21 protein-coding genes are annotated in these 22,701 nt (G+C 69.3%); 13 read left to right on the forward strand and 8 right to left on the reverse strand.

What is annotated here, in order from left to right; translation table 11 throughout:
* Nucleotides 1–41: 41 nt before the first annotated feature.
* From FMQ63_RS04425 to FMQ63_RS04435, 3 genes are all read right to left on the reverse strand, one after another.
* Nucleotides 42–395 carry a helix-turn-helix transcriptional regulator gene (locus tag FMQ63_RS04425; protein WP_011555571.1) on the reverse strand — a complete coding sequence of 118 codons (354 nt, stop codon included), beginning with the start codon at nucleotides 393–395 and terminating at the stop codon, nucleotides 42–44.
* Between the two features lie 8 nt (nucleotides 396–403).
* Nucleotides 404–1,063, reverse strand: coding sequence for an SRPBCC family protein (locus FMQ63_RS04430; protein ID WP_011555572.1), 660 nt, complete (start codon nucleotides 1,061–1,063; stop codon nucleotides 404–406).
* Between the two features lie 110 nt (nucleotides 1,064–1,173).
* Nucleotides 1,174–2,010, reverse strand: coding sequence for a hypothetical protein (locus FMQ63_RS04435; RefSeq protein WP_020478372.1), 837 nt, complete (start codon nucleotides 2,008–2,010; stop codon nucleotides 1,174–1,176).
* Between the two features lie 312 nt (nucleotides 2,011–2,322).
* On the opposite strand from FMQ63_RS04435, the gene FMQ63_RS04440 reads away from it, so the two are divergent.
* From FMQ63_RS04440 to FMQ63_RS04465, 6 genes are all read left to right on the forward strand, one after another.
* A complete protein-coding gene (locus FMQ63_RS04440; RefSeq protein ID WP_011555574.1) occupies nucleotides 2,323–4,659 on the forward strand; it encodes a serine/threonine-protein kinase in 2,337 nt (778 codons plus the stop codon).
* A gap of 88 nt (nucleotides 4,660–4,747) precedes the next feature.
* Complete coding sequence (locus FMQ63_RS04445; RefSeq protein WP_011555575.1) at nucleotides 4,748–4,954, forward strand: hypothetical protein; 207 nt, start codon at nucleotides 4,748–4,750, stop codon at nucleotides 4,952–4,954.
* 82 nt (nucleotides 4,955–5,036) lie between these two features.
* Nucleotides 5,037–5,987 (forward strand): CarD family transcriptional regulator, encoded by a 951-nt coding sequence (locus FMQ63_RS04450; RefSeq protein WP_011555576.1) that lies wholly within the window; start codon nucleotides 5,037–5,039, stop codon nucleotides 5,985–5,987.
* Nucleotides 5,988–6,045: 58 nt separating this feature from the next.
* The gene (locus FMQ63_RS04455; RefSeq protein WP_011555577.1) at nucleotides 6,046–6,558 is read left to right on the forward strand and encodes a hypothetical protein; all 513 of its coding nucleotides are present in this window, start codon (nucleotides 6,046–6,048) and stop codon (nucleotides 6,556–6,558) included.
* On the forward strand, nucleotides 6,545–7,495 hold the full coding sequence (locus FMQ63_RS04460) for a hypothetical protein (protein ID WP_011555578.1): 951 nt from the start codon (nucleotides 6,545–6,547) through the stop codon (nucleotides 7,493–7,495). The genes FMQ63_RS04455 and FMQ63_RS04460 overlap by 14 nt, the downstream gene beginning before the upstream one ends.
* Entirely contained in the window at nucleotides 7,492–9,342 is a 1,851-nt protein-coding gene (locus FMQ63_RS04465) for a glycosyltransferase family 39 protein (protein ID WP_011555579.1), read from the forward strand. The genes FMQ63_RS04460 and FMQ63_RS04465 overlap by 4 nt, the downstream gene beginning before the upstream one ends.
* Before the next feature lie 36 nt (nucleotides 9,343–9,378).
* On the opposite strand, the gene FMQ63_RS04470 is transcribed toward FMQ63_RS04465, so the two are convergent.
* Nucleotides 9,379–10,320 carry a hypothetical protein gene (locus FMQ63_RS04470; protein ID WP_225909462.1) on the reverse strand — a complete coding sequence of 314 codons (942 nt, stop codon included), beginning with the start codon at nucleotides 10,318–10,320 and terminating at the stop codon, nucleotides 9,379–9,381.
* Between the two features lie 190 nt (nucleotides 10,321–10,510).
* Between FMQ63_RS04470 and FMQ63_RS04475 the strand changes: the two genes are divergently transcribed.
* Nucleotides 10,511–11,389: a hypothetical protein gene (locus FMQ63_RS04475; RefSeq protein WP_011555581.1), complete on the forward strand. Its 879-nt coding sequence runs from the start codon at nucleotides 10,511–10,513 to the stop codon at nucleotides 11,387–11,389.
* A gap of 203 nt (nucleotides 11,390–11,592) precedes the next feature.
* Nucleotides 11,593–12,168: a hypothetical protein gene (locus FMQ63_RS04480; protein WP_225909463.1), complete on the forward strand. Its 576-nt coding sequence runs from the start codon at nucleotides 11,593–11,595 to the stop codon at nucleotides 12,166–12,168.
* A 49-nt stretch (nucleotides 12,169–12,217) separates the two neighbouring features.
* Here FMQ63_RS04480 and FMQ63_RS04485 read toward each other — a convergent pair whose 3' ends face one another.
* Both FMQ63_RS04485 and FMQ63_RS04490 read right to left on the reverse strand, forming a co-directional pair.
* A complete protein-coding gene (locus FMQ63_RS04485) occupies nucleotides 12,218–13,402 on the reverse strand; it encodes an iron-containing alcohol dehydrogenase (RefSeq protein WP_011555583.1) in 1,185 nt (394 codons plus the stop codon).
* Nucleotides 13,403–13,425: 23 nt separating this feature from the next.
* Nucleotides 13,426–14,889, reverse strand: a complete 1,464-nt coding sequence (locus tag FMQ63_RS04490; protein WP_216608841.1) for a glutamine synthetase family protein — start codon at nucleotides 14,887–14,889, stop codon at nucleotides 13,426–13,428.
* Nucleotides 14,890–15,092: 203 nt separating this feature from the next.
* Between FMQ63_RS04490 and FMQ63_RS04495 the strand changes: the two genes are divergently transcribed.
* The 4 genes from FMQ63_RS04495 (at nucleotide 15,093) to FMQ63_RS04510 (ending at nucleotide 18,174) form a co-directional block, all read left to right on the forward strand.
* On the forward strand, nucleotides 15,093–15,848 hold the full coding sequence (locus tag FMQ63_RS04495; RefSeq protein ID WP_011555585.1) for a glutamine amidotransferase: 756 nt from the start codon (nucleotides 15,093–15,095) through the stop codon (nucleotides 15,846–15,848).
* A gap of 17 nt (nucleotides 15,849–15,865) precedes the next feature.
* The gene (locus tag FMQ63_RS04500) at nucleotides 15,866–16,354 is read left to right on the forward strand and encodes a hypothetical protein (RefSeq protein WP_011555586.1); all 489 of its coding nucleotides are present in this window, start codon (nucleotides 15,866–15,868) and stop codon (nucleotides 16,352–16,354) included.
* A gap of 15 nt (nucleotides 16,355–16,369) precedes the next feature.
* A complete protein-coding gene (locus tag FMQ63_RS04505; RefSeq protein WP_011555587.1) occupies nucleotides 16,370–16,828 on the forward strand; it encodes a hypothetical protein in 459 nt (152 codons plus the stop codon).
* A 119-nt stretch (nucleotides 16,829–16,947) separates the two neighbouring features.
* Complete coding sequence (locus FMQ63_RS04510; protein ID WP_167545727.1) at nucleotides 16,948–18,174, forward strand: AI-2E family transporter; 1,227 nt, start codon at nucleotides 16,948–16,950, stop codon at nucleotides 18,172–18,174.
* Nucleotides 18,175–18,177: 3 nt separating this feature from the next.
* Here the strand turns inward: FMQ63_RS04510 and FMQ63_RS04515 are convergent, their stop codons facing one another.
* The gene (locus tag FMQ63_RS04515) at nucleotides 18,178–18,492 is read right to left on the reverse strand and encodes a hypothetical protein (RefSeq protein ID WP_020478374.1); all 315 of its coding nucleotides are present in this window, start codon (nucleotides 18,490–18,492) and stop codon (nucleotides 18,178–18,180) included.
* 25 nt (nucleotides 18,493–18,517) lie between these two features.
* Nucleotides 18,518–20,146, reverse strand: a complete 1,629-nt coding sequence (rho, locus tag FMQ63_RS04520; RefSeq protein ID WP_020478375.1) for a transcription termination factor Rho — start codon at nucleotides 20,144–20,146, stop codon at nucleotides 18,518–18,520.
* A gap of 533 nt (nucleotides 20,147–20,679) precedes the next feature.
* Here rho and ligA point away from each other — a divergent pair.
* Nucleotides 20,680–22,698, forward strand: a complete 2,019-nt coding sequence (ligA, locus tag FMQ63_RS04525) for an NAD-dependent DNA ligase LigA (protein ID WP_011555591.1) — start codon at nucleotides 20,680–20,682, stop codon at nucleotides 22,696–22,698.
* Nucleotides 22,699–22,701 lie beyond the last annotated feature (3 nt).

Here is a 22,701-nt window from a genome sequence, read left to right on the forward strand (position 1 = left end):
GTCAGCCGAAGCAGGCGGTCCTGGACACCGCGCACGCCAGGCTACGGGCCGCCGCCTTCGTTGTCGGCCTTGGCCCGAGCCCGCTTGCCCCGCGCCACCTCGGTGGCGAGCGCCTCCAGGCGCGGTGTCCAGAACACGCGGAACTGCTCCAGCCACGCGTCGACCTGCTGCAACGGCGCCGGGTCGACGCGATAGAGGCGGCGGGTCCCTTCGGCGCGAACCTCCGCGAAGCCGCTGTCGCGCAGCACCTTCAGGTGTTGGCTGACCGCCGGCTGACTGATGCCGAACTCCGCCTGGATGGACTCGGTCACCTCGCCAGAGGGGCGTTCCCCCTCGGCCAGGAGTTCGAGGATCCGTCTGCGCACCGGCTCACCCAGGACGTCGAAGGCATGCATCGTGGCTATCAGGTCCCCGGATGCCGCACGTCGGGCGGCGGCGCTCCAGTATAGAAGGCCGTCGTCCGCGCCGCGCGTGCCTTCGCCGCCGCGGCGTCCTCTCCCCGCGTCACATCCGCCTGGCCCCAGCCCTCGCTGCTGGCCGTGATGAACGCCTTGCCTTCATCCGAGGTCGTCCAGGATTCCACCGCGGCGCTGTCGACAGCGGCGCCGCCGGACTCCAAGTGCATGCCCAGGCCCATCAGCCCCAGCTCCCAGCCGACGCCGGTTGCACCAGGGCCGTAGTCGTCCCAGAAGGGGCTCACATGGGCCATGTGCTCCAGCCGCAGCCGGGTGCCACCGCCAGGCGCGTTGGCCAGGATGACCTCCAACCAGCTCACGCTCCCTCCGAACTCCCACGTCAACCCCAGGTGCCGCGGAGCCTCGCAACGGGTGACCGAGCCGCTGGCATTGCCCTTGAGCTCGTAACGCCCACCCAGCTTCAGGTCGCCGGACACCGGAAGGAACCAGCGGGGGATGCGCTCGGGGTTGGTCAGCGCGTCCCAGAGGTCCTCCACCGTCGTGTCGTAGTCGCGCGTGGCGACGACGACGCGTGCGGGCTTGCCCTCATGCTCACGGCTCTCCACCTCCCGCACGACGGCCCCCAGGTACCGCTTCACATCAATCATGTCGCCTCCATCAATAAGCATGGACTTATATAAACGGCGACTTATCGACGATGTCAATGCACAAGGCGATGACACGAGAGCGCGGCCACGGTGGATTCCACACAGCGGGTTCATCCTCCGTCCGGGGCCTTGTGCGGCGTGGGGTAGACGAAGCACAGGGTGTCGAACAGCGGCTCACCCGGCGCGGTGAAATTTCCGCCGAGCGCCCGCGCCGCCTGCGCCACCTCCGTGCCGAACGAGGGCACGAGGCAGATGTCCTCGGACGTCTTGAAGCGCCCCTTGAGCAAGCCCAGGCCCCGGCGGAGCGTGACGATGTCCTGCCGCCCCGCCCGTACTGGCACCGAGGGACCATTCGGATCCGGCCCCGGCAACTTGCCCACGCTGGTGGTCAGCTCGAAGCCGTCCGCGCGCATGATGATGCGCAGCTTGCCCGGCGCGACCTCCTCCAGCCATGCGCGGAAGCCCGCTTCGTCCCGCAGCACCACGGGATAGGCCACGGGCCCGTCCGGGTGCGCCAGCCACACGGACTCCGCCGAGTCCCGCAGCACGGTGAACAGCTCCGACGTCTGCACCAGGAACGTGTCCGCGTCCGGAACCACCAACACCGTGTGCCCTTTCACGCGCCGCGCCAGCCGCGCGGCGTCATCCGGGCGCGCTGGCTCGAAGGCCTCCTCGCCCACGCGCACGCGCTCCCCCGCCAGCGCCACCCGGAGCGCGGAGGCTGGAAGCGGCTCGCCATGGATGGGGCCCGCCACCTCCACTTCGGACGGCGACGCGGGTCGCGGTGCTTCCGGAGCCGCTTCGCCCGGCACGGTGAGCGAGGGCAAGGGCTCGGGCTTCAATGACTTGAGCGGCTCGGCCTGCTTCTCCTCACGACAGCCGGCGCCCACCACGACGAGCAGCACCACGGCGAGCGCCTGGGTGGCCGCATACATGCCCCGCACCATCCTCACGTGGCGCTCCACCCAAGTGGCCGCCATCCAACGTCGCTGGTGATGACGCATCGATAAGTGGCGCGCCGAGCGGGCATCCTTCGGCGTCCGGCCCTGCCCCCCGGCCCCCACAACACCTCGGGCACCGCCATGGTGGTGGATGTCGCGAGACGTAGGAAGAGGCACACCCATCGTCGAATCACAGTCAACGGATTTTTCCCGTAATGGCGTTTTACCTACCCCATGATACATTCAGGTGCCCCTGCCAAGACAGCACGGGCCCCCTTGGCGCAGCGGCCACCTGCACCCGAAGGAGCCGGAACGAACGTGCAGCAGCTTTCCGAAGGGCTTCATTTCGGTAAATACAAGCTGCTCGAGCGCATCGCGACGGGCGGGATGGCGGAGATCTACCGCGCTCGGATGACTGCGGCGGCGGGTGTCACCAAGCCGGTGGTCATCAAGAAAATCCTCCCGGGCTATGCGGGCAACAGCGCCTTCCTGTCGATGTTCGTCAACGAGGCCCGCATCGCCGCGGGGCTGAGCCACGGCAACATCGCCCAGGTCTTCGACTTCGGCGAGGTGGACGGCGAGTACTTCATCGCCATGGAGTGGGTGGACGGCCGCACCCTGTCGAGCGTCATGCGGCGCGCGCGGGAGAAGGGCATGTACACCCTGCCCCAGCCGCTGGCGCTGCTCATCGCCGTGGAGATGCTGGAAGGGCTGGGCTACGCGCACACGCGGCTGGATGAACGCGGCCGACCGCTCCACATCGTCCACCGCGACGTCAGCCCGCAGAACGTGCTGCTCAGCTACGAAGGCCAGGTGAAGCTGGTCGACTTCGGCATCGCGCGGGCGCGGCTGGCCGGCAGCGCCGAGCCGGTGGAGTACGACCTCAAGGGCAAGTACACCTACTTCGCGCCGGAGCAGGTCCGCGGGCGCGAGCCCGACGCGCGCTCGGACATCTTCGCCGCGGGCATCGTCATCTACGAGATGCTGTGCGGCCGCCTCCCCTTCGAAGGGAAGATGCCGGACGTGCTGCGCAAGCTCGCCCTGGGCGACTTCCCGCGGCCCCGCGACCTCAACCCAGGCATCCCCACCGCGCTGGAGCGCATCCTGCTCACCGCGCTGGCCGTGGAGCGCGAGCAGCGCTACGCCACCGCGGAGGCCTTCGCCGAGGCCCTCACACGCCACCTCCACACGGCCGGGCCCGACGTGTCCTCCAGCGCGCGCGCTCACTTCATGGGCTACCTCTTCGAGGCGGAGCTGGTGGGCGAAGGCCGCCCCGTGCTGCTGCCCCGCGAGTTCCTGGCGCAGATGGCCCGGTGGACCCAGTCCCCCTTGGAGCGCCGCGCCCTCCGGGAGATGGCGCCGCCCGTCCGTGAGCCGCCCGATGATGAGGAGGAGCGGACCCCCATCGCCGAGTTCGAGCTGCCTCCCTCCCAGGCCGCCGCGCCCGTCGAAGGGCGGATGGAGCGCACGACGCTGACGCTCCCCGCGCTGCCCGGCCCCGGAGCGCCGCCCGAGCCCGGTGTCCCGCCCCTGGACGCGGCGGCATCGCGGACGATGGGCATGCCCCGGGCCGTCACCCTGGGCGCGCCCATCATCGTGGCGCTGACAGCCACGCTGGCCCTGCTGGTGTCGAACAGCACGGGCACCTTCTCCGTGGAGCTGAGTTCCTCCCCTCCAGGCGCCGCCATCCGGGTGAACGGCCAGCCACAGACCGCGCGCACCCCCGCCCTGCTCACGCAGCTCCCCGCGGACGCGGAGCACCTGCTGGAGGTCCAGGTCCCGGGCATGGTGGCGTGGAGTCAGACGGTGCGCGCCGAGCGCGGCACCACCCTGGCCGTCCATGCCCGCCTGCTCCCCAAGCGGATTCAAGGCCCCGCCCAGCAGCCACACCGCGCCCCGCCGCCTCATGAGGTGCGGATGCCCGCCGAGCGGATGTCCCTGTCCAGCGTGGTGCACGCCTTCCGCGTGCCCTACCTCTCCACCGCGCAGATGCGGCTGGACCCGTCGCGCACCTACAGCGTCCGGGTGGAGGGTTCGGCCTCGCTGGGACATGCCAATACGGTGGAACACGCCGGGTACTTCCTGGAGGGAGACGCGCGTCTGGCGGCACGCGAGTCCTTCGGCGTGCTGGACGGCGAGGAGCGGCTGGTGCGCCACGCCTCGCGCCTCCACGTCTTCCTGCTGGACGCGAACCGCACGGACAACCACGGCACGCTGATGGTCCGCGTGCGCGAATGGGACAACGACGGCGCCGTCACCACCCTGCGGGTGGACGCCCGGACGCACGCGGTGAAGCTGTCGCGCGTCGACCGCTTCCTGCTGCGCGGGCTGGAGCCGGACACGCACTACGACGTCGTGCTGCGGGACACCGCTGAGTCCGCGCGCACACGGGGCTTCGACGGGGGACCGGTGGGCCGCGTGCTGGGCCTGTACGGCGCCGGCGAGGGCCCGGAGACCGTGTCCGGCCTGCTGACGCTGCTGGAGGTGGGCCGCCCCCTGCGCCTGCGGGGCGCCACCTGGTTGCAGCTCGCGTTCCCCGACGACCACCTGGCCGACAACACCGGCAGCCTGGTGCTGGAGGTATCGCCCGTGACGGCGCCCGGCACCTCGCCCGCTCCCCCACCAGGGCCGCCCGCTCCCGCTCCCAACCGGTAACGGGCCGCTACAGCGGTGCAGCGACCTGTTGCCGAAAAGTTGATCACCGGAGGCTGCCCCCTACCCTGGGCGCCACGGAGGACTCACCATGAAGAAGCTGGTGGCGGTGGCCGTGTTCGGCCTGATGGGAACCCTGGGGATGGCCGCGCGCGTGGACGCCCGGCCGGGAGTGGACGGGATGGAGCCAACGGATGCACAGGTCGAGGCGGCGCTGGACGCGCGGCAGAAGCTGGTGCTGGGCAACCTCCTCCGGGTTCAGCAAACGGACGCACGCACGGCGGCAATCCACCGGTAAACTCGTGGCGTCCGACGTGGCTCGGTGCTAAGCCCAGGCCTGTTCCGACGTTCAGCCCACCAACCTCACCCGTGAGGGGGACATGCCTGAAGGGTCCGCGTCACTCCAGCTCGCGGTTGGCGACCGGGTCGTCTATCCGAACCAGGGGGTCTGCCGCGTCTCCGCCATCGATGTGAAGGAAGTGGCGGGACAGAAGCTCACCTTCGTCACGATGCGCCGCGAAGAGGATGGCGCCGTCGTGATGGTCCCCGAGGGCAAGGTGCTCGCCATCGGCGTGCGCAAGGTCGCATCCGCCGAGGACGTGGAGGCCATCTTCACCTTCCTCCGCTCGGACAGCGACAAGGCCGACCTCGACTGGAAGCAGCGAGCCCGCACCAACCTGGACCGGATGACCCAAGGCGGCATCATGGGTCTGGCCGAGGTGGTGAAGGGGCTCCAGGTTCTCAGTGAGCTGCGCCCGTTGCCGACCAAGGAGCGCGAGCTCTACGACAATGCCCGGCACCTGCTGGTGACGGAGGTCGCCGCCGCGCTGGGCACTGCCGAGGTCAACGCCGAGGACGCCATCGACATCGTCCTCTTCCCGCCCGGCCGCGAGCGCCCCAAGCGCACCGCAGCCGAGTTCCAGCGCGAGGAAGGCGACCTGGACCTGGACAGCGATTTGCTGGGCCTGGACAGCGACCTGGACCTGCCGTCCGACGAGGAGCCCTCCGAGCCGTCCGAGGAGGAGTCCAGCGAGGAAGGCGAGTCCGAGGAGGCCGCGTCCTCCGAGGAGAGCGCCCCCAAGAAGCGCGGCCGTCCGCCCAAGGCCAAGACGGAGGCGCCCGAGGGCGCCGAGCCCCCTGCTCCGAAGAAGCGCGGCCGTCCGCCCAAGCCCAAGCCGGAAGCCACGGCGGAGGGCGCCGAGCCCCCTGCTCCGAAGAAACGTGGCCGCCCGCCCAAGCCCAAGCCGCCCGAGGTGGAAGGCGCCGCGCCCGCCGCGCCGAAGAAGCGCGGCCGTCCGCCCAAGGTCAAGCCGCCCGAGGGTGAGAGCTGACAGCCCCATGGACCGACGGGCCCCTGCACATGGGGCCCTTCCGCCGAGGTGACGCCCCGTGATTCGCGTCGTGACGCTGGACCCCTTCGACGACAAGCAGCTCGCGAAGTTCAACCGCACGCTCTACACGGCGTTCGGCGTGGGCAGTGAGCACTCCGACAGCGTGGAGGTGCCCGCGGGCATGTCCGAGCCGCTGGATGCGGAGAAGCTGATTGATGAGGTGAAGGGCATCCGTTCCTACAAGGACGACAAGGTGCTGCTCCTCACCACGCGCAAGCTGAAGGACCGCGAGCTTCCCAGCGGCGTGGCGCCCACGGCGGGCTTCGCGCGCCAGGGGAAGGACCGCGCCATCCTCACCATCGCGCCGCACAAGGATTTGGAGAGCGCCTTCAAGGCCGTCTCCCGCCACGCGCTCCACCAGTTGGGGCACCTCTGGGAGCTGCACCACTGCCTGGACCCGCGCTGCTCGATGTACCCGCCCTGGACGCCGTCCTTCGCCCAGGGTGAAGCCATCTTCTGCACCTTCTGCCGCGAAAAGAGCGAGCAGAAGATTCGCCTTGCGAAGTCCTAGCATCACGCGCGCGCTGCCCCTCGTGGAGTTGGGGGGGCTGCTCCTGGTCGCGTTCCTGTGCCTGCTCTTCCACCTGCGCCTGCCGGGCCGCCTCCCGTCGGAGGCGGACTACCGCGCGGTGGCGGAGCGCCTCCAGGCGGAAGCCCAGCCCGGCGACGCGGTGCTGCTCTTCCCGTGGTGGACGGAGCGCGCCCGCATCTTCGTCCCCTCCACGCTGCCGGTGTACGGCTACCTGGGCTCGGACCAGGATGACTTGTCCGCGCACCCGCGGGTCTGGGTGCTGGGCCAGCCGGAGCTGCCCCGCTCGGACGAGGCGGGCTTCCTCGAAACCTTCCTGCGTGGCCGCCGCGCGGTGGGCGCCCCGTCGAGGCATGGCACGCTGACGCTGGCGCTCTATGAGAACGGCCGGCACCGTCCCCGGCGCTTCACCGCCACGGAGGCCTATGCGCGCGCCCGCGTGTACCTGGAGCAACCGGATGGCACGCGCCGCGACTGTCCCTTCGACGGCAAGGTGCACCGCTGCCCCGGGCCCGCGCACCTGTACGTGGCGCCGGAGTGGCACGAAATCCTCTACGAGCCGCGGCGCTGCCTGTGGATGCACGCGCCGGGCGGCAAGCAGCGGCTGGTGGCGGAGTTGGACGGCGTGCCCGGTGGCCTGGGCCTGCGCCTGGAGGGCGGCATCATCTTCGAGCACGCCTTCCCCAAGGACTCGCGCTTCTCCACCACGCACCTGGGCGTGGATGACGCGGCGAACGGTGCGCGGCTGCTGTCGCTGGCGATACCGCCGGGCCTGGAGGGCGTGCAGAAGGCCGAGGTCCGGCTCCCCGAGGGCGCGCCACACACGGTGAAGGTCTGGGTGCAGGCGGACAACGCGGACCGGCGGCAGGTGTGCCTGGACGTGCTGGCCGTGGAGCCCGAAGTGGGAGTGCAGGGATGATGCGAGGACGCGCCCCCACGCGCGACGAGAAGTCCCTGGCCTGGGCCCTGTGGGTGCTGGCCTTCGCGGCGCTGTGGCTGACGGAGTCCGCGGTGGGCTACACGCGCGACGAAAGCGTCTACTTCATCGCGGCGGAGGGCTACTCGAGCTGGTTCCGGCAGCTCTTCCAGTCACCGGCCCGGGCGCTGACGGACGCGGCCATCGTGCGCGCGTGGGACTACAACCACGAGCACCCGGTGCTGATGAAGACGCTGTTCGGCCTGAGCCACCTGCTCTTCCACACGGAGCTGGGATGGGTGCGCTCGGCGACGGCGTTCCGCATACCCGCCTTCGCCATGGCGGCGCTGATTCCCGCGCTGTCCTTCCTGCTGGGCAGCGCCATGTACGGCCGCCTCGCGGGGCTGTTCGCCGCCTTCGCCTTCATGCTGGTGCCGCGGCAGTACTTCAACGCGGAGATGGCGTGCTTCGACGTCCCCGTGGCCGCCATGTGGCTGCTCGTCGTGTACTGCTTCTGGCGCGCCATGGAGGACGTGCGCTGGGGCCTGTGGTGCGGCGTGGCCTTTGGCCTGACGCTGGCCACCAAGCACAACGCGCTGTTCCTCCCCTTCGTACTCACGCCCTTCGCGCTGTGGCGCGCCTACAGCGCCAGCGAGGGTCAGCCAGAGGCCCGCGCCTGGCTGGGCCGCTTCGTGGGCGTGTTCACGGCGGTGGCCGTGTTCTACGGCCTGCTGGTCCTGTCGCTGGGCGGCGGTGAGGGCTTCCAGCGGAAGTTCCTGCTGCTCAGTCCGCACACGCTGCTGTTCGCCGGGCTCGCGGTGGGCGGCGCCTGGGTGCTCAAGGGCGTGGACAAGGTGAACGCGCAGGTGGCGCGCGCGCTGGTGCCCATCGCCGCCATGGCGGTGCTGGGGCCCGTCATCTTCTACCTGCACTGGCCCTACCTGTGGCACCAGCCGGTGGACCGCACCGCGTGGTACCTGGCCTTTCACGCCAAGCACAACCACTACGCCTGGTTCTATCTGAACCAGTTGCTGCGCGAGCCGCCCTTCCCGCTCGCCTACGTCGTCGTGAAGACAGCGCTGACGGTGCCCACCAGCATCTTCGTCCCCATGGTGACGGGCCTGGCGGCGCTGGTGGCGCGCATGGTGCTGGGGGCCTTCACGCGGACGCGCGCGTGGGTGGAGCGCCCGGTGACGATGACGGAGGCGCTGGTGTGCGTGAACGCGGTGGCGTCCATCCTCATCATCAGCCACCCGCAGGTGCCGCACTTCGGCGGGGTGAAGCACTGGTTCCCGTCCATGGTGTTCCTGGGCATCCTCGCGGGCGCCGCGGTGGCCCGGGGCTGCACGGCGCTGTGGGAGCGGCTGAAGATGAAGTGGCCCTCATTGCCGCAGGCCGTGGTGGCCGTGCCGGTGTTCGCCATGCTGCTGGCCCCCGCGCTGGTGTACTCGGTGCGCGTGTTCCCCTACGGGACGGCGGCGTACTCGGAGCTGGCGGGAGGACTGCCGGGCGCGGCCACGCTGGGCATGCAGCGCCAGTTCTGGTCCAGCCATGTCACCGGCGTGCTGCCGTGGATCAACGCGAACGCGAAGCAGGGCGCACGCCTGTTCCTGCACGAGGTGCACGGCGGCTCGTTCCGCGACTACCAGCGCAACGGCATGCTGCGGAAGGACCTGCGCGCGGTGGGCAGCCCGGCGGACGCGGACATCGTCGCGTACCAGTACCACCAGGAGTTCCGCGAGCACGAGTTCCTCACGTGGCAGGCCTTCGGCACGCGCACGCCGGTGACGGGCCTCTACCTGGATGAGACGCCCCAGGTGGTCGTCTACGTCCGGCCGGAGACGCGGTAGCCCCTCGAGGCCACCGCGTCCGCCGGGACGCGGGGCTCAGGTGTCTCCGCCGCTGCTCCCCGCCTTCTTGCGGAAGTTCATCAAGTGGGCGGCCCCACGCAGGAGTTCCGCGTCACTGAGCGGCGCCACCTGTTCCTTCAGTTGCTTGTACTCGCTCTGGGTGACCTTGGGCCGGTCCCCGTCGATGCGCTGCTGGAAGAAAGGCTGGTCGGGGAAGTCCTTGTGGAAGAAGCGCTGGTCCACGTACTCGGCGCGCTGCGTACCCGGGCGCATGGCGAACTTCGTGTCCACGATGACGTCCGGGTTGCCGGAGATGGCCTTGTCCGGAGGAATCATGGCCGTGTTCGCGCCATGGGACGCCGAGGCCAGGTTGTTGGGCGACTGCGTCTTCTTGCCACCCTCGCCGTGGCCCATGCCGTGGAGGATTTCGTAGTCCGTTCGCGGCTCCGCCGTGCCGAGCTTCTGCTGGTACTTCGTGGAGCTCGTCTCCCCGCCCGTCATCTTCCCGAAGACCTTGGTGTGCTCGCCCTTGTCGCGGTCCGGCACCGCGGTCTGCACCTGCTGCGGCCCCAGGCCCCTGGGGTCGAGCGGCCCCGAGGCGAAGATGCCCTTCTTGCTCGCCGCCTGGCTCCCGTAGTGCGCCAGCATGTTCAGGTTGTCATTGGGACCGTCCTTCTCCGTCCGGAGCGCCTCCATGTTGGCCGGACGCGCCGCGTGCGTATCCTGGAGTCCCGCCGCCTGCGACTGCTTGAAGAGGTCCGCATTGGAGGGGCGTGGCCCTCCTGCCGCCGCCGCGCGCTGGGGCCGCGTCCTCACCGGCCCGCCGTCAAAGCCATCCGTCGGAGACGGCGTGCGATTCGAGGACGAAGCCGATGGAGACGGCGAGGCCGACGTCTTCGGCGGGGGCTTGGGGTACGGCGAGTAGCGGTTCGAGGAGGAAGTGCTGGGTTTGAGGCTTCGGGAGCCGACTTTCTTCATGGAGAACTCCTTCGGGGGGTGAGGAATTGAATCCAAATCCCTGGCGCCGTCGAGCCCGCCTCCCAGAAAGGCTACCCAGCGGGCGGCGGCGAAAGGAATATGTCTATCATTGACCATTTCCCCTCCCCGCCGACAAGCCCGCACAACCGTTCACTTGCTTTCTCAAATCCTGTCGAATTCCCATCTCAAGATGCGAATCCCACTCCATGCCTTCATCGCAGCAATGCTCGTGGCCTCTGCTTGTGGAGGCGAGGCACCGTCCTCCGCCGATTCCAGTCCGGACGAAGCCCTCGCTTCACGGGAGCAGGCGGCGTTCTCCGGTGTGAATGGCACCTACTGTCTGGTCAGCCCCTACAACTGCAAGCTGCAAGCGTCTGGCGGAAACCGCGTCCCCACCAACTCGCCCGAGGACGACAACTGGGGTCTGGTGACAGGCGTTCCCATCCGGGACGGTCATGGCACGGTGGTAGGCACCAACACGCGGACGAGCGCGGCCTTCAACTATGGCCAGACGCGCACCTTCGCGGGCGAGAAGCATGCCTTCGCGGTGTCGACGTCCAACTCCAGCGCCGGGTGGCTCCCCATCTCCAGCATCCTGGGGAGGACTTCCTTCGAGCAGAAGGTCGGCCACGTCTCCGCGCTCGGCGCGGGCCTGGGCAACCTGGGCTGCTACGCCGTGCGCGACTGGCACGACACCACGCTCGAATTCAAGAAGGTCGTCTACGACAGCACGGCGACGCACGAGCGGGCCGGGGACTACCTGCCGTTGGTGCGCGCCAATGGCCTGCGCTCGGCGAACCTGGTCTTCAACGTGCCGGGCTTCGCGCTGGGCGGGCCCGCAGTGGACCACTTCCCCGCAGGGACGAAGTTCCAGCGCCTGGACGTCCCCACCGAGCACGGCGTGCCGTCCATCGACATTCCCCTGTGGGTCCAGGACAGCGCCGGACGCTACCGTCAGCAGTCCGGCACCATGAAATTCCTCTACGGTTACGTCATCGCCGCCACGGGAACGAAGCGCAACGGGTGGATGGCCTATGACGCCCTCCAGGTCAGCTCTGGCTGTCCCTGAGCCCCGTCAGGAGCGCGCCCACGTCGCGCGCGGAGGACATGACGCCGTGCATGCGCGCGCCCGCCCGGTCGCGGTGTGCACTGGCGGTCGTTGTAGCTGGCGCGACCTGTCACAGGACAACCCCTGACCTCCCCTCAGGACGAAGCTCCGAAGTAGGCTGGAGGGAGGCAGGTGAAGGCTCTTCCACACCCCGGGAGGGACACATGAGGCGCTGGACTGGGTTGTTGGCGGTGGCCGCGCTGTGTGGCGCGGCTTGTGACGGGAAGAAGTCGACGGACAGGCCCACGCGGGCCGAGCTGCGGAAGACGGGCGGGGCCACGGTGGAGGTCATCCCCTCCGACGGCCAGCTTCCCTACTGCATGCTGTACACAGTGTCCGAGAAGGGCGTCATCCGGCAGCTCACGCTGACGCGGGAGAACCGCTCCATCCGCTGTGATGCGAACAAGCCCGTGGCGCACACGAGCTTCCGCATCCCCGTTCAGGAGGGGAAGGTCCGCATGTACATCTTCTTCTCCGACGACCGCATCCCCGCGGGCCCGGTGGCGCAGCAGCTCTACGAGCTTCGGAGCCAGGAGCGCATCAACGCCATGGACCTGCGCCTGCCCGGCCGCGTGTTCGTGGAGACGTTGGAGTTCACCCCCGAGGAAGGCGGCACGCCCGTGACGGGCACCGTGGTGGGCGCGGGAGGCGACACCGAACCGGAGGGCACGGGTGCCCCGGTGCTGTCGGATGGTGGCACCGAGGGCAGCGGCATGGGCGCCATGGACGAAGCGCCCTGAGCCATGAAGCGGCGCGCCGGGGGAATCCCCTCCCCCGGCGGGCGGCGGCTCAGTAGGCCTCGCGCGCCAGGGCCAGCAGGTCCGCCTGCGACACCTTCCGCGGGTTGCTCAGGTGCGAGGCATCCTGGAAGGCCTTCTCGGCAATCCGCTCCAGGTCCTTCTCCTGGACGCCCGCGTCGCGCAGCCGCGAGGGAATGCCCACCGCCGCGTTGAGCTTGCGCACCCGGTCGATGGCGTTGCCCGCGAGCACCTCTTCGCGCGCCTGCGTCGTGTCCCCCAGCGCCACCGCGACCCGGGCCAGCCGCGCCGTGCAGACCGCGCGGTTGAACTCCATCACCACGGGCAGGACGATGGCATTCGCCAGGCCGTGGTGCACGTTGGACACAGGCGTGAGCGCGTGGGCCAGCGCGTGGCAGGCCCCCAGGCCCTTCTGGAAGGCCATGGCGCCCTCCATCGCCGCCACCATCATGTCCGTGCGCGCGGCCAGGTCCTTGCCGTCGCGCACCGCCGTCTCCAGCGAACGGCCCACGCGGTAGATGCCGTCAATGGCCACCGCGTCCGCCAGCGGGTGGAAGCCATTGGCCAGGTAGGCCTCCAGGCAGTGGGTGAAGGCATCCATGCCCGTGGCCGCGGTGATGCCCGGCGGCAGCCCCAGCGTCAGCTCCGGGTCGCAGATGGCGGCGCGCGGCAGCAGGTACGGACTGAAGATGACCGTCTTGCGGCCCGTGTCCTCCAGCGTCACCACGCCCGAGCGCCCCACCTCGGAGCCGGTGCCCGCGGTGGTGGGAATCGCGATGAGCGGCGGCAGGTCGTCGCGCACGTACTGGTCGCCGCCCTTCGCGTCGTCATAGCGGCTGAGCGGCGGCTCGTGTGTGGTGAGGAGCTGAATCAGCTTGCCCGCGTCCAGGGCGCTGCCGCCCCCCAGCGCGACGATGCCGTCGCAGGAGTGGCTCCGGTACGCCTCCAGGCCCGCGAAGACGTCGCGCTCGGTGGGGTTGGGCTCCACGCGGTCGAAGACTTCACAGGCCAGTCCCGCCGTATTGAGCACGTCCGCCACGCGCGCGGCCAGCCCCGCCTTCACCACGCCCGCGTCCGTCACCAGCAGCGGGCGCTGGATGCCCAGACGCTGGGCCTGCGCGGGCAGGCGCAGCAGCGCGCCGGCGCCGAAGACGATGCGCGTGGGCCACGCCATCTCGGTGACGCGCGGCTCGGAGGGAATGTCGAACGGCTTCATGACGGCTGCCTCATTTGCGCTCATCAGATGAGCTCCAGGTAACGCTCCAACTCCCAGTTGGTGACGGCGCGCTCGTACTGACGCACCTCCCACTCGCGCGTGCGCACGAAGTGGTCCACGAAGCCGTAGCCCAGCAACTCCCGCGCGCGCTCGCTGCCCTTCAGCAGCGCCACCGCGTCCTTGAGGTTGCGGGGCAAGGGCGGCGCGTCGTTCTTCGCGTAGGCGTTGGACTCGCAGGGCGCGGGAGGCTCCACCTCGTTCTCGATGCCCCACAGGCCCGCGGCCAGGCTGACCGCCATGCCGATGTACGCATTCATGTCCGCGCCCAACTGCCGGTACTCCAGGCGCATCGCCTTGGCGCTCTCACCGATGACGCGGATGGCGGTGGTGCGGTTCTCCAGGCCCCACGTCACGGTGGTGGGCGCCCAGGTATTCTCCACGCTGCGCTTGTAGCTGTTGATGGTGGGCCAGTAGAGCGCGGTGAGCTCCGGCATCAGCGCCACCTGCCCGCCGATGTAGTGGCGCAGCAGCTTGCTCATGCCGTGGGGCGCCTTCGCGTCGTGGAAGAGGTTCTGCTCCCCGTCCAAATCCCACAGCGACTGGTGGACGTGCCCCGAGCACCCCGGCAGCTTCGCGTCCACCTTCGCCATGAAGCACGCGGTGACGCCGTGGCGGGCGCAAATCTCCTTCACCACCGTCTTGAAGAGCGCGGCCTTGTCCGCCGACTTCTCGATGTCGTCGTAGCGGATGGCCGCCTCGAAGACGCCCGGCCCCGTCTCCGTGTGGAAGCCCTCGATGCCCAGGCCGAAGGCGTTGCACCCGTCGATGAGCGCATGCACCAGCGGCGCGTTGAGCGACGTGCGCAGCCACGAATAGCCGAACATGCCTGGCGTCAGCGGCGTCAGCCCCTGGAAGTCCTTGTCGCGCAGGCTCTGCGGCTGCTCCTTGAAGATGAAGAACTCGTACTCCGCGCCGAAGCGCGGCAGGTACCCCAGCGAGCGCGCGCGGGCGGCCACCTTCTGGAGCAACTGCCGGGGGCTCGCCTCGAAAGGCGTGCCGTCGGGGTTTTCGAAGTCGAGCAGGAACGCCGCGGTGTCCGGCTCCCAGGGAATGACGCGGCCGGTGGACGGGTCCACCTTCGCGTGGGCATCCGGGTAACCGGTGTGCCAGCCCGTCACCTGGGTGTTGTCGAGCAAGTCGTCGCTCAAGTCCCAGCCGAAGACGACGTCACAGAAGCCCAGGCCGCCTTTGGCGGCGCTGAGGAACTTCTCCAGGGAGATGTACTTGCCGCGCCAGACGCCATCGACGTCCACCGCGCCCACCTTCACCTTCTGGACGCCCTTCTCATCCAGCCAGCGGCGCAGCGTGTCCACGCTCGCCGCGTCCCGCGCCGCCGGGCCTCGCGCCGGTGCACGCGATGCCTTGCCGCGAACCCGGCGAGCCATGGCAGGGTGGGTCAGGACCTTCGCCTTGGGTCGGGTTGGCATCGATTCAATCCCCTCTCTTGCTGGAAACGCCCGACACCTGGGGCTCCACCCGCCGCCCGGCCATGCTCAGCCTGGGGACGAGGAATGAGAAGGTGAGCCAACAGGCGCCGGTCATGTGGGTACCTCGAAGCACACGGGCGCGTTCCACTGCGACTGGCCAGGAACGGACACGCGGGGCACGACACGGTAGGAATGGGGACGCAATGCGGCAACCTACGGCGGTGAAGAACGTCCTCTTGCTGAAAGCCGGTGAGGCGGCCGAGGCCGTGCGCGTCTCCGTCGGCGATTACGACCGGTGGTTTCTGCAAGCCATCGGACTGTCCGGCTACCGCTTCGACATCGTGCTGGCACACCGGGACGCCCCCTTGCCCACGCGCGCGGATGGCTACGACGCGGTGATGATGACGGGCTCGCCGCTGTCGGTGACGGCGCTCGAGCCGTGGATGAAGCGCGCCGCGGACTTCATGGTGGAGGCCGGTGAGCGGGGCACGCCCGTGCTGGGCGTGTGCTTCGGCCAGCAACTCCTGGCGCATGCGTATGGCGGCCGCGTCTCGCGCAATCCCCAGGGGCGGGAGACGGGCAGCGTCGAGGTGACGCTCACCGAGGCCGGCAAGCAGGACCCACTCTTCGACGGCGTGCCGGAGCGCTTCATCGCGCAGGCGACGCACGAGGACATCGTCTCGCACCTCCCCGACGGCGCGCAGGTTCTGGCGGGCAACGCGAACACGGCCGCGCAGGCGCTGGCCTTCCGCCCCACCGTGCGCGGCGTGCAGTTCTATCCAGAGGCCAGCGTGGACACCCTCCGCGCCGTCATCGAGGCCCGCTGGGAGGGCCTCGAGCGGGACTCCGTGGCGCGAGGCGCCGCGCCCGGCGAATACGTCCGTCAGCTCCTGGCGGGCCTCACACCCTCTCCCGCGGGCCGCAGAATCCTGCTGAACTTCCTCGAGCGATTCACCTGACCTGACAGAGGCCCTCCGTGTCCCGTCTTGCCCTGCCGACCCTGCTCCTCGCCCTGCTCACCACCGCGTGCTCGGAAGACCTGTGCACCCAGGCGCCCCGCTGTGACGACTCGGAAGCGCTCAACTGCGAGCCGGAGTGCAAAGTGGGCCCGTGCTCCAGCGGCCCCATCCTCCAGGCGTGCACCGAGCGCACGACGTGCACCGTCGTCCCCGGCGACCGCAACGACGCACGCTTCTACCGCTCCCGCGCCGTGTGCGCCGTCACCCTGGAGGCCTGCGACCCAGCGACCGCGGCCCCGCCCACCTGCGGGAGCGACCGCTTCGCCACCGGCTGCAGCGCCTACCGCCGCGACATCCGCGTGCCCTGCGCCCAGTCTGCGCTCTACTTCGCGCAGGTGCCCGCCTGCTGCCAGGGCCTGGGCACGGGCGACGGCGGCACCGACGCGGGCACGGGCGACGGTGACGCGGGCGTCCCCGACGCGGGCACGGCCGACGCCGGCATTTGAGGTAGAGAAGAAGCCATGGCGTCTCGCTGGGACCACCTCTTCGACCTCAAACCGACTTCCCTGCTGGAGCACCTCCTGGAGGAGGTGGCGAAGCTGCTGCACAAGGACCTGCTGCAGTGGCCGCCGCCCGTCGAGGAGCTGGACCTGGACACCGGTGGCCACTTCGCGACTCTCTTCACGGAGCCCCGGCCGCGGCCGTCCCGGGCCGTCTACACGGAGGCGTTCCGGCTGGCGCAGTGGGAGCTGGCGCGCGAAACGGACGCCTACGACGACTACATGCGCAACAAGCGCTACCTGGAGCGAGGCCTGGTGCCGAGCGACCGGCTGCCCCTGCTGCTCCTCAGCCGCTGGCTCACCGAGCAGATGCTGGGCCTGGGCGAGGCCACCGAGGGCCGCGTCAAGCGCAAGCACATGCGCGACTGCCTGGAGCGGCTCCAGTCAAAGCTCGGCGCCTTCCCGGTGCCTGGCGTCTGAGCCGCCGCCGGGTGGCTCGGTGAAATGTTGAACAGGCACCATCCCCCTCCCAGGACGCCGGCGGGGCGCTCATGTGGCGGCCCTTGTCACCGGGAAGGCACTGCCGTAAGCCAGACGGCATGTCGCAGCAGCCTTCGGACTCCACCGCCTCCGCCAACCGACGCAAGCGCCTGCTCCTCTTGGGAGTGTTGTGGCTGAGCCTGGCGCTGGTCCTGTTGGCCTTCCGGTCGGTGGTCATGCCCTTCGCGGGCGCCGCGCTCATCGCCTACCTGGTGCAGCCGCTGGTGGGGCGCATCTCCCGGGTGAAGGTGGCCGGCCGGCCGGTGCCGCGATGGACGGCGCTGCTGCTCATCTACGCCGGCTTCTTCGTGGGCGTGTACCTCTTCATCGTCGCGCTGGTGCCGCAGCTCTACCGCGAACTGTCCCGCGTCAGCCGTGAGGCGGTGACGTTCGCCAACACGCTCACCCCGGAGCACGTCCAGGAGCTCGCGCAGCGCGCGGAGACGTGGCTCAGCACACGAGGCATTCCGGTGGCGCTCTCCAACCGCGCGCTGGAGGGCGCGGACGCTGGAAGTAGCAACGGCACCTTCGGCTTCGCGCTGGATTTGGAGCAGTTCCTGGGGGACGCGGTGAAGCGCGTGTCCATCCTGGTGCAGGAGAACCTGGGCGACATCGTCAACGTGTCCCGCAGCATCGTCACCAGCGTGGCCGCGGGCGTCTTCATGCTCTTCTTCGTGCTGATGGTGGCCGCGTTCTTCTCCATCGACGCGCACGCCATCCGCCGCTACTTCGGCACGCTGATTCCGCCGGAGTACGCCATCGACGCGCGGCAACTGCTGGAGCGCATTGACCGCTCGTTGTCCGGCGTGGTGCGCGGGCAGGTCACCATCTGCATCGTCAACGGCATCCTGACGTTCATGGGACTGCTGCTGTTCGGCGTGAAGTTCGCGTTCCTGCTGGCGACCATCGCCACCTTCTTCAGCCTCATCCCGATTTTCGGCACCATCCTCAGCTCGGTGCCCATCGTCCTCATCGCGCTGGCGGACGGCTTCCAGAAGGGGCTGGCGATTCTCGCGTGGATCATCGGCATCCACGCGGTAGAGGCGTACTTCCTCAACCCCAAAATCATGGGGCAGGCGGCGCACCTGCACCCCGTCATCGTCGCCTTCTCCCTCATCGCCGGAGAGCGGCTCTTCGGGCTGGTGGGCGCCCTCTTCGCGGTGCCCGTGGCGTCCGTCCTGGTGGCGTGCTTCGACTACGCGCGGCTCAAGGCCCAGCCCGCGCCCGCGGTGGCCCTGGCCACGCCCGGACCGCTGCCTGCTGAACGTCAGCCGCCCGCCGCCTGAGCCCTACTGGCAGGCGGCGGCGCAGCGCGCTTCACGGCAGGTGGGGATGCAACGCCCGCAGTCGATGGAGCCCTCCGGGCAGCCACTGGTACAGGGGGCGCGACACGTCGGGCCTTCGTCCGCGTGCGTGACGGCGGTCCCCAGCCCACAGCACGCGTCGGCCACGCAGTCGTCGTCCGTGTAACAGGTCTTGTCGGACAGCACCGGGGGCACGTCCCCCAGCGGCAGGTCTTCCAAACCGTCACACCCCACTCCACCACCGCCCAGCGTCACCCCCAGCACGAGGGTGAGCAGGCGGAAACGTCCGTGTCTGAGCAATGGACACTCCTTGCTCAGACAATCTCTACCGGTTCATCGACCCGAGGAAGTCCGCATTCGACGGGGTGGGCCGCATGTGTTTGAGCACGAACTCCATCGCGTCGATGGGGGTGAACGGGTGGAGCACCTGCCGCAGGGCGGTGATGCGCACCAGGTCGCCCGGGCCGAGCAGCAGCTCCTCCTTGCGCGTACCGGACTTGTTGATGTCCAGCGTCGGGAAGATGCGCTTCTCCATCAGCTTCCGGTCCAGGACGATTTCGGAGTTACCCGTGCCCTTGAACTCCTCGAAGATGACTTCGTCCATGCGGCTGCCGGTGTCGATGAGCGCGGTGCCGATGATGGTCAGCGAGCCACCCTCTTCGATGTTGCGCGCGGCGCCGAAGAAGCGCTTGGGCTTGTGGAGCGCGTTGGCGTCCACGCCGCCGGACAGAATCTTGCCGGACGCGGGCACCACGGTGTTGTAGGCGCGCGCCAGACGGGTGATGGAGTCCAGCAGGATGCAGACGTCGTACTTCTGCTCGACCAGGCGCTTGGCCTTGTCGATGACCATCTCCGCCACCTGCACGTGGCGCGTGGCGGGCTCGTCGAAGGTGGAGGACACCACCTCGCCGCGCACGCTGCGCTCCATGTCCGTCACCTCTTCCGGGCGCTCGTCCACGAGCAGCACGATGAGGTACACGTCCGGGTGGTTGCGGCTGATGGCGTGCGCGATGTTCTGCAGCAGCACCGTCTTACCGGCCTTCGGCGGCGCCACGATGAGGCAGCGCTGGCCCAGGCCGATGGGGCAGAACATGTCGATGATGCGCGTGGTCATCTCCGACGACTCATGCTCCAGCTTGAGCTTGCGCGTCGGATAGAGCGGCGTGAGGTTGTCGAACAGGATGCGCTCGCGCGCCGCGTCCGACATCGGGTCCGCGAAGTTGACCTTGTCCACCTTCTGGAGCGCGAAGAAGCGCTCGCCCTCGCGGGGCTGGCGGATGGGGCCCGTCACCGTGTCGCCGGGACGCAGGTTGAAGCGGCGCACCTGCGACGGGGACACGTAGATGTCGTCCGGGCTGGGCTGGTAGTCGCTGTCCGCACTGCGCAGGAAGCCGAAGCCGTCGCTGAGCAGCTCCAGCACGCCCTCCGCGTGGACCTCGAAGCGCTTGTCGGCGATGCCGCCCAGCAGCGCGAAGATGAGGTCCTGCTTCTTCAGGCCCTGGTACCCCTCGATGCCCACGTCGTGGGCCATCTTCGAGAGGTCGGTGATCTTCATCCGCTTCAGGTCATTGAGCTTGATGACCTGCATGGGCTCGCCATCCCGGGTGACTTCCGTGATGGCGGGAGTCTCAGGGGACTCCGGCGGGGGCGGCAGGGAGGCGGCCGGCTCCTCGGACTCGCCGGAGATACGGGCCTCCTGGAGGTCGTCGTCCCGCACCGGGCGGGAGATGGGGGTGAGCACAGGACGGGGTGGCTCGGCGGGAGCCTCCTCGACCTCGGCGCCGGGCTCTTCGTCGCGGCGGGCGGCGCTGCGGCGGGCGCGCGGGGCGGGCTTCTCGGCCTCGTCCCGCTCCACCGTCTTCGCGGCGCGCTTGCGGCGTGGCTTCTCCGCGTCGGCCTCGACGGCGACATCGGTGTCGGCAGCCTTCTCTCTCGAAGTACGGGCTTTACGCATGTCTGTAACGCTTGGGAGGAATGAAGCGCCCGAGGACTCGGACGGGTGGAATGGCGGGGGGAGACGTCCGCGCGGCCCTCGGAAGCACCTTCCAGGAGGACGGCCCCGCCGGAATCCCAGGAAGGGACTGCGCGGGCGTGAGCCTTGTGGTTGGGAGAAGCGTCGGCGCCGTCGGAATACACCTGCGCCATGAACCGCAAGGGACGTTATTGACCCCCTCCTGGCCTGTCAAGGCATCTTGAGGGCCACGGTTGCGTCGCTTCCAGATGAGCAACACGCGCCCCCGGGGCCCTCATTTCCAGCCGGCCGTGCGGGCCTTCCGGAGTCCCCTGCCCCGGACCTGAGGACCCGGCGGGTCGGCGCGCGGACATCGCCACTGCCAGCAATAACACCTGGCCCTCCAGGTCCGCTTCCCCCTCAGGACGCGGTTCACGCGGAGACGACGACCGGACCTTGTCAGTCGGGAACCGTAGAGTGGCCGCCTTTCGAGGCACGCGCCGACGCGCCGTGTTTTGGAGTAAGGACCGCGAACCGTGGACGACTTCCAGAAAGCCGCAGCCCGAGCCCGTGAGCTCCACCGTGAGCTGGCGCACCACAACTACCGTTACTACGTCCTCGACTCGCCCGAGGTCAGCGACGCGCAATACGACAAGCTGATGCGCGAGCTGCAGGACCTGGAGGCGAAGCACCCGAGCCTCCAGACGCCGGACTCGCCCACCCAGCGCGTGGGCGGCGCGGCGGCCGAGGAGTTTGGCGAGGTGGTGCACCGGGCGCCCATGATCTCGCTGGCCAACATCTTCGAGGACCAGGGCCTCACTGAGTTCGACGAGCGCATCCGCAAGCTGGTGGGCCTGCCGGGCATCGCCTACGTCTGCGAGCCCAAGCTGGACGGACTCGCCATCGCGTTGCGTTACGAAAAGGGCGCGTTCGTCCAGGGCGCCACCCGGGGCGACGGCACCACTGGCGAGGACGTCACCTCGAACCTGCGCACCATCCGAAGCCTGCCCATGTCGCTGTTCCCCCAGGACGACGTGAAGGTGCCGGACGTGCTGGAGGTCCGCGGTGAGGTCTTCATCCGCAAGAAGGACTTCCAGAAGCTCAACGAGAAGCGCGAGGAGGAAGGCGAGCCGCTCTTCGCCAACCCGCGCAACGCCGCCGCCGGCAGCCTGCGCCAGTTGGACCCGCGGATGACGGCCGCCCGGCCCCTCTCCGTGTTCCTCTACGAATGCGTCCCGGGCGAAGGCGTGCCCGTCTTCAAGACGCACATCGAGAAGCTGGAGTACCTCAAGACGCTGGGCCTGCCCATCAACCAGTACCGCCGCGCCGAGGGCCTGGAGGGCGTGCGCCAGGCCTATGACGCCTCCCTCAAGGGCCGCCACGAGCTGCCCTTCGAAGTGGACGGCATGGTGGTGAAGGTGGATGACGAGGACCAGCGCAAGCGCCTGGGCCAGGTCTCCAAGAGCCCCCGCTGGGCGGTGGCTTACAAGTTCCCTCCGGAGGAGGAGTCCACGGAGGTGATGGACATCGGCATCCAGGTGGGCCGCACGGGCGCGCTGACGCCGGTGGCACACCTCAAGCCGGTGAAGGTGGGCGGCGTCACGGTGGCGCGCGCCACGCTGCACAACGAGGACGAGCTGCGCCGCAAGGACGTGCGCAAGGGCGACACCGTCTTCGTGCGCCGCGCCGGTGACGTGATTCCGGAAATCGTCTCCGTGGTGCTGTCCAAGCGCCCCGCGGACTCCGCGCCCTTCGAGTTCCCCAAGCACTGTCCTGTCTGCGATGCGGTGGCGACCAAGGACGAGGACGGCGCCATCATCCGCTGCACGGGCGCTTCCTGCCCCGCACAACTGGTGGAGAAGATCCGCCACTTCGCCAGCCGCCTGGCCATGGACATCGAAGGGCTGGGCGACAAGCTGGCCGCGCAGTTGGTGTCCACCGGCAGGGTGAAGGCGTTCGCGGACCTCTACGCGCTCACCAAGGAGGACCTGCTGACGCTGGAGCGCATGGGCGACAAGAGCGCGGACAACCTCATCGCGTCACTGGAGCGCTCCAAGCAGACCACACAGCGCCGCTTCCTCTATTCCCTGGGCATCCGCCACGTGGGTGACGCCACCGCCAAGGCGCTGGCGGAGGCCTTCCCCCGGTCAGAGATGCTCTTCGAGGCCAGCCTGGAGGACATCTCCCGCGTAAAGGACGTAGGCCCCATCATGGCCCAGGTCATCCACACCTTCTTCCAGGAGCCCCAGAATCAGGAGGCCATCCGCGCGCTCCTGGCGGCGGGGGTCCAGCCCGCGGCGCCCCAGGTCGCCACGGGAGGCCCCTTCGTGGGCAAGTCGGTGGTGCTCACCGGCGCGATGACGGGTATGACGCGGGAGCAGGCCAAGGAAGAGGTCGAGCGCCGGGGCGGCAAGGTCGCCGGAAGTGTCTCGCGCAAGACCGATTTCGTCGTGGCCGGTGAGGATGCGGGCAGCAAACTGAAGAAGGCCCAGGAACTCGGGGTAAGAATCCTGGACGAGCAGGCGTTCCTGCAGATGCTGCAGACGAACGCCTAGAGG

It is taken from the genome of Myxococcus sp. CA005 (assembly GCF_006518205.1).
GTDB classification, from domain to species: Bacteria; Myxococcota; Myxococcia; order Myxococcales; family Myxococcaceae; genus Myxococcus; species Myxococcus xanthus.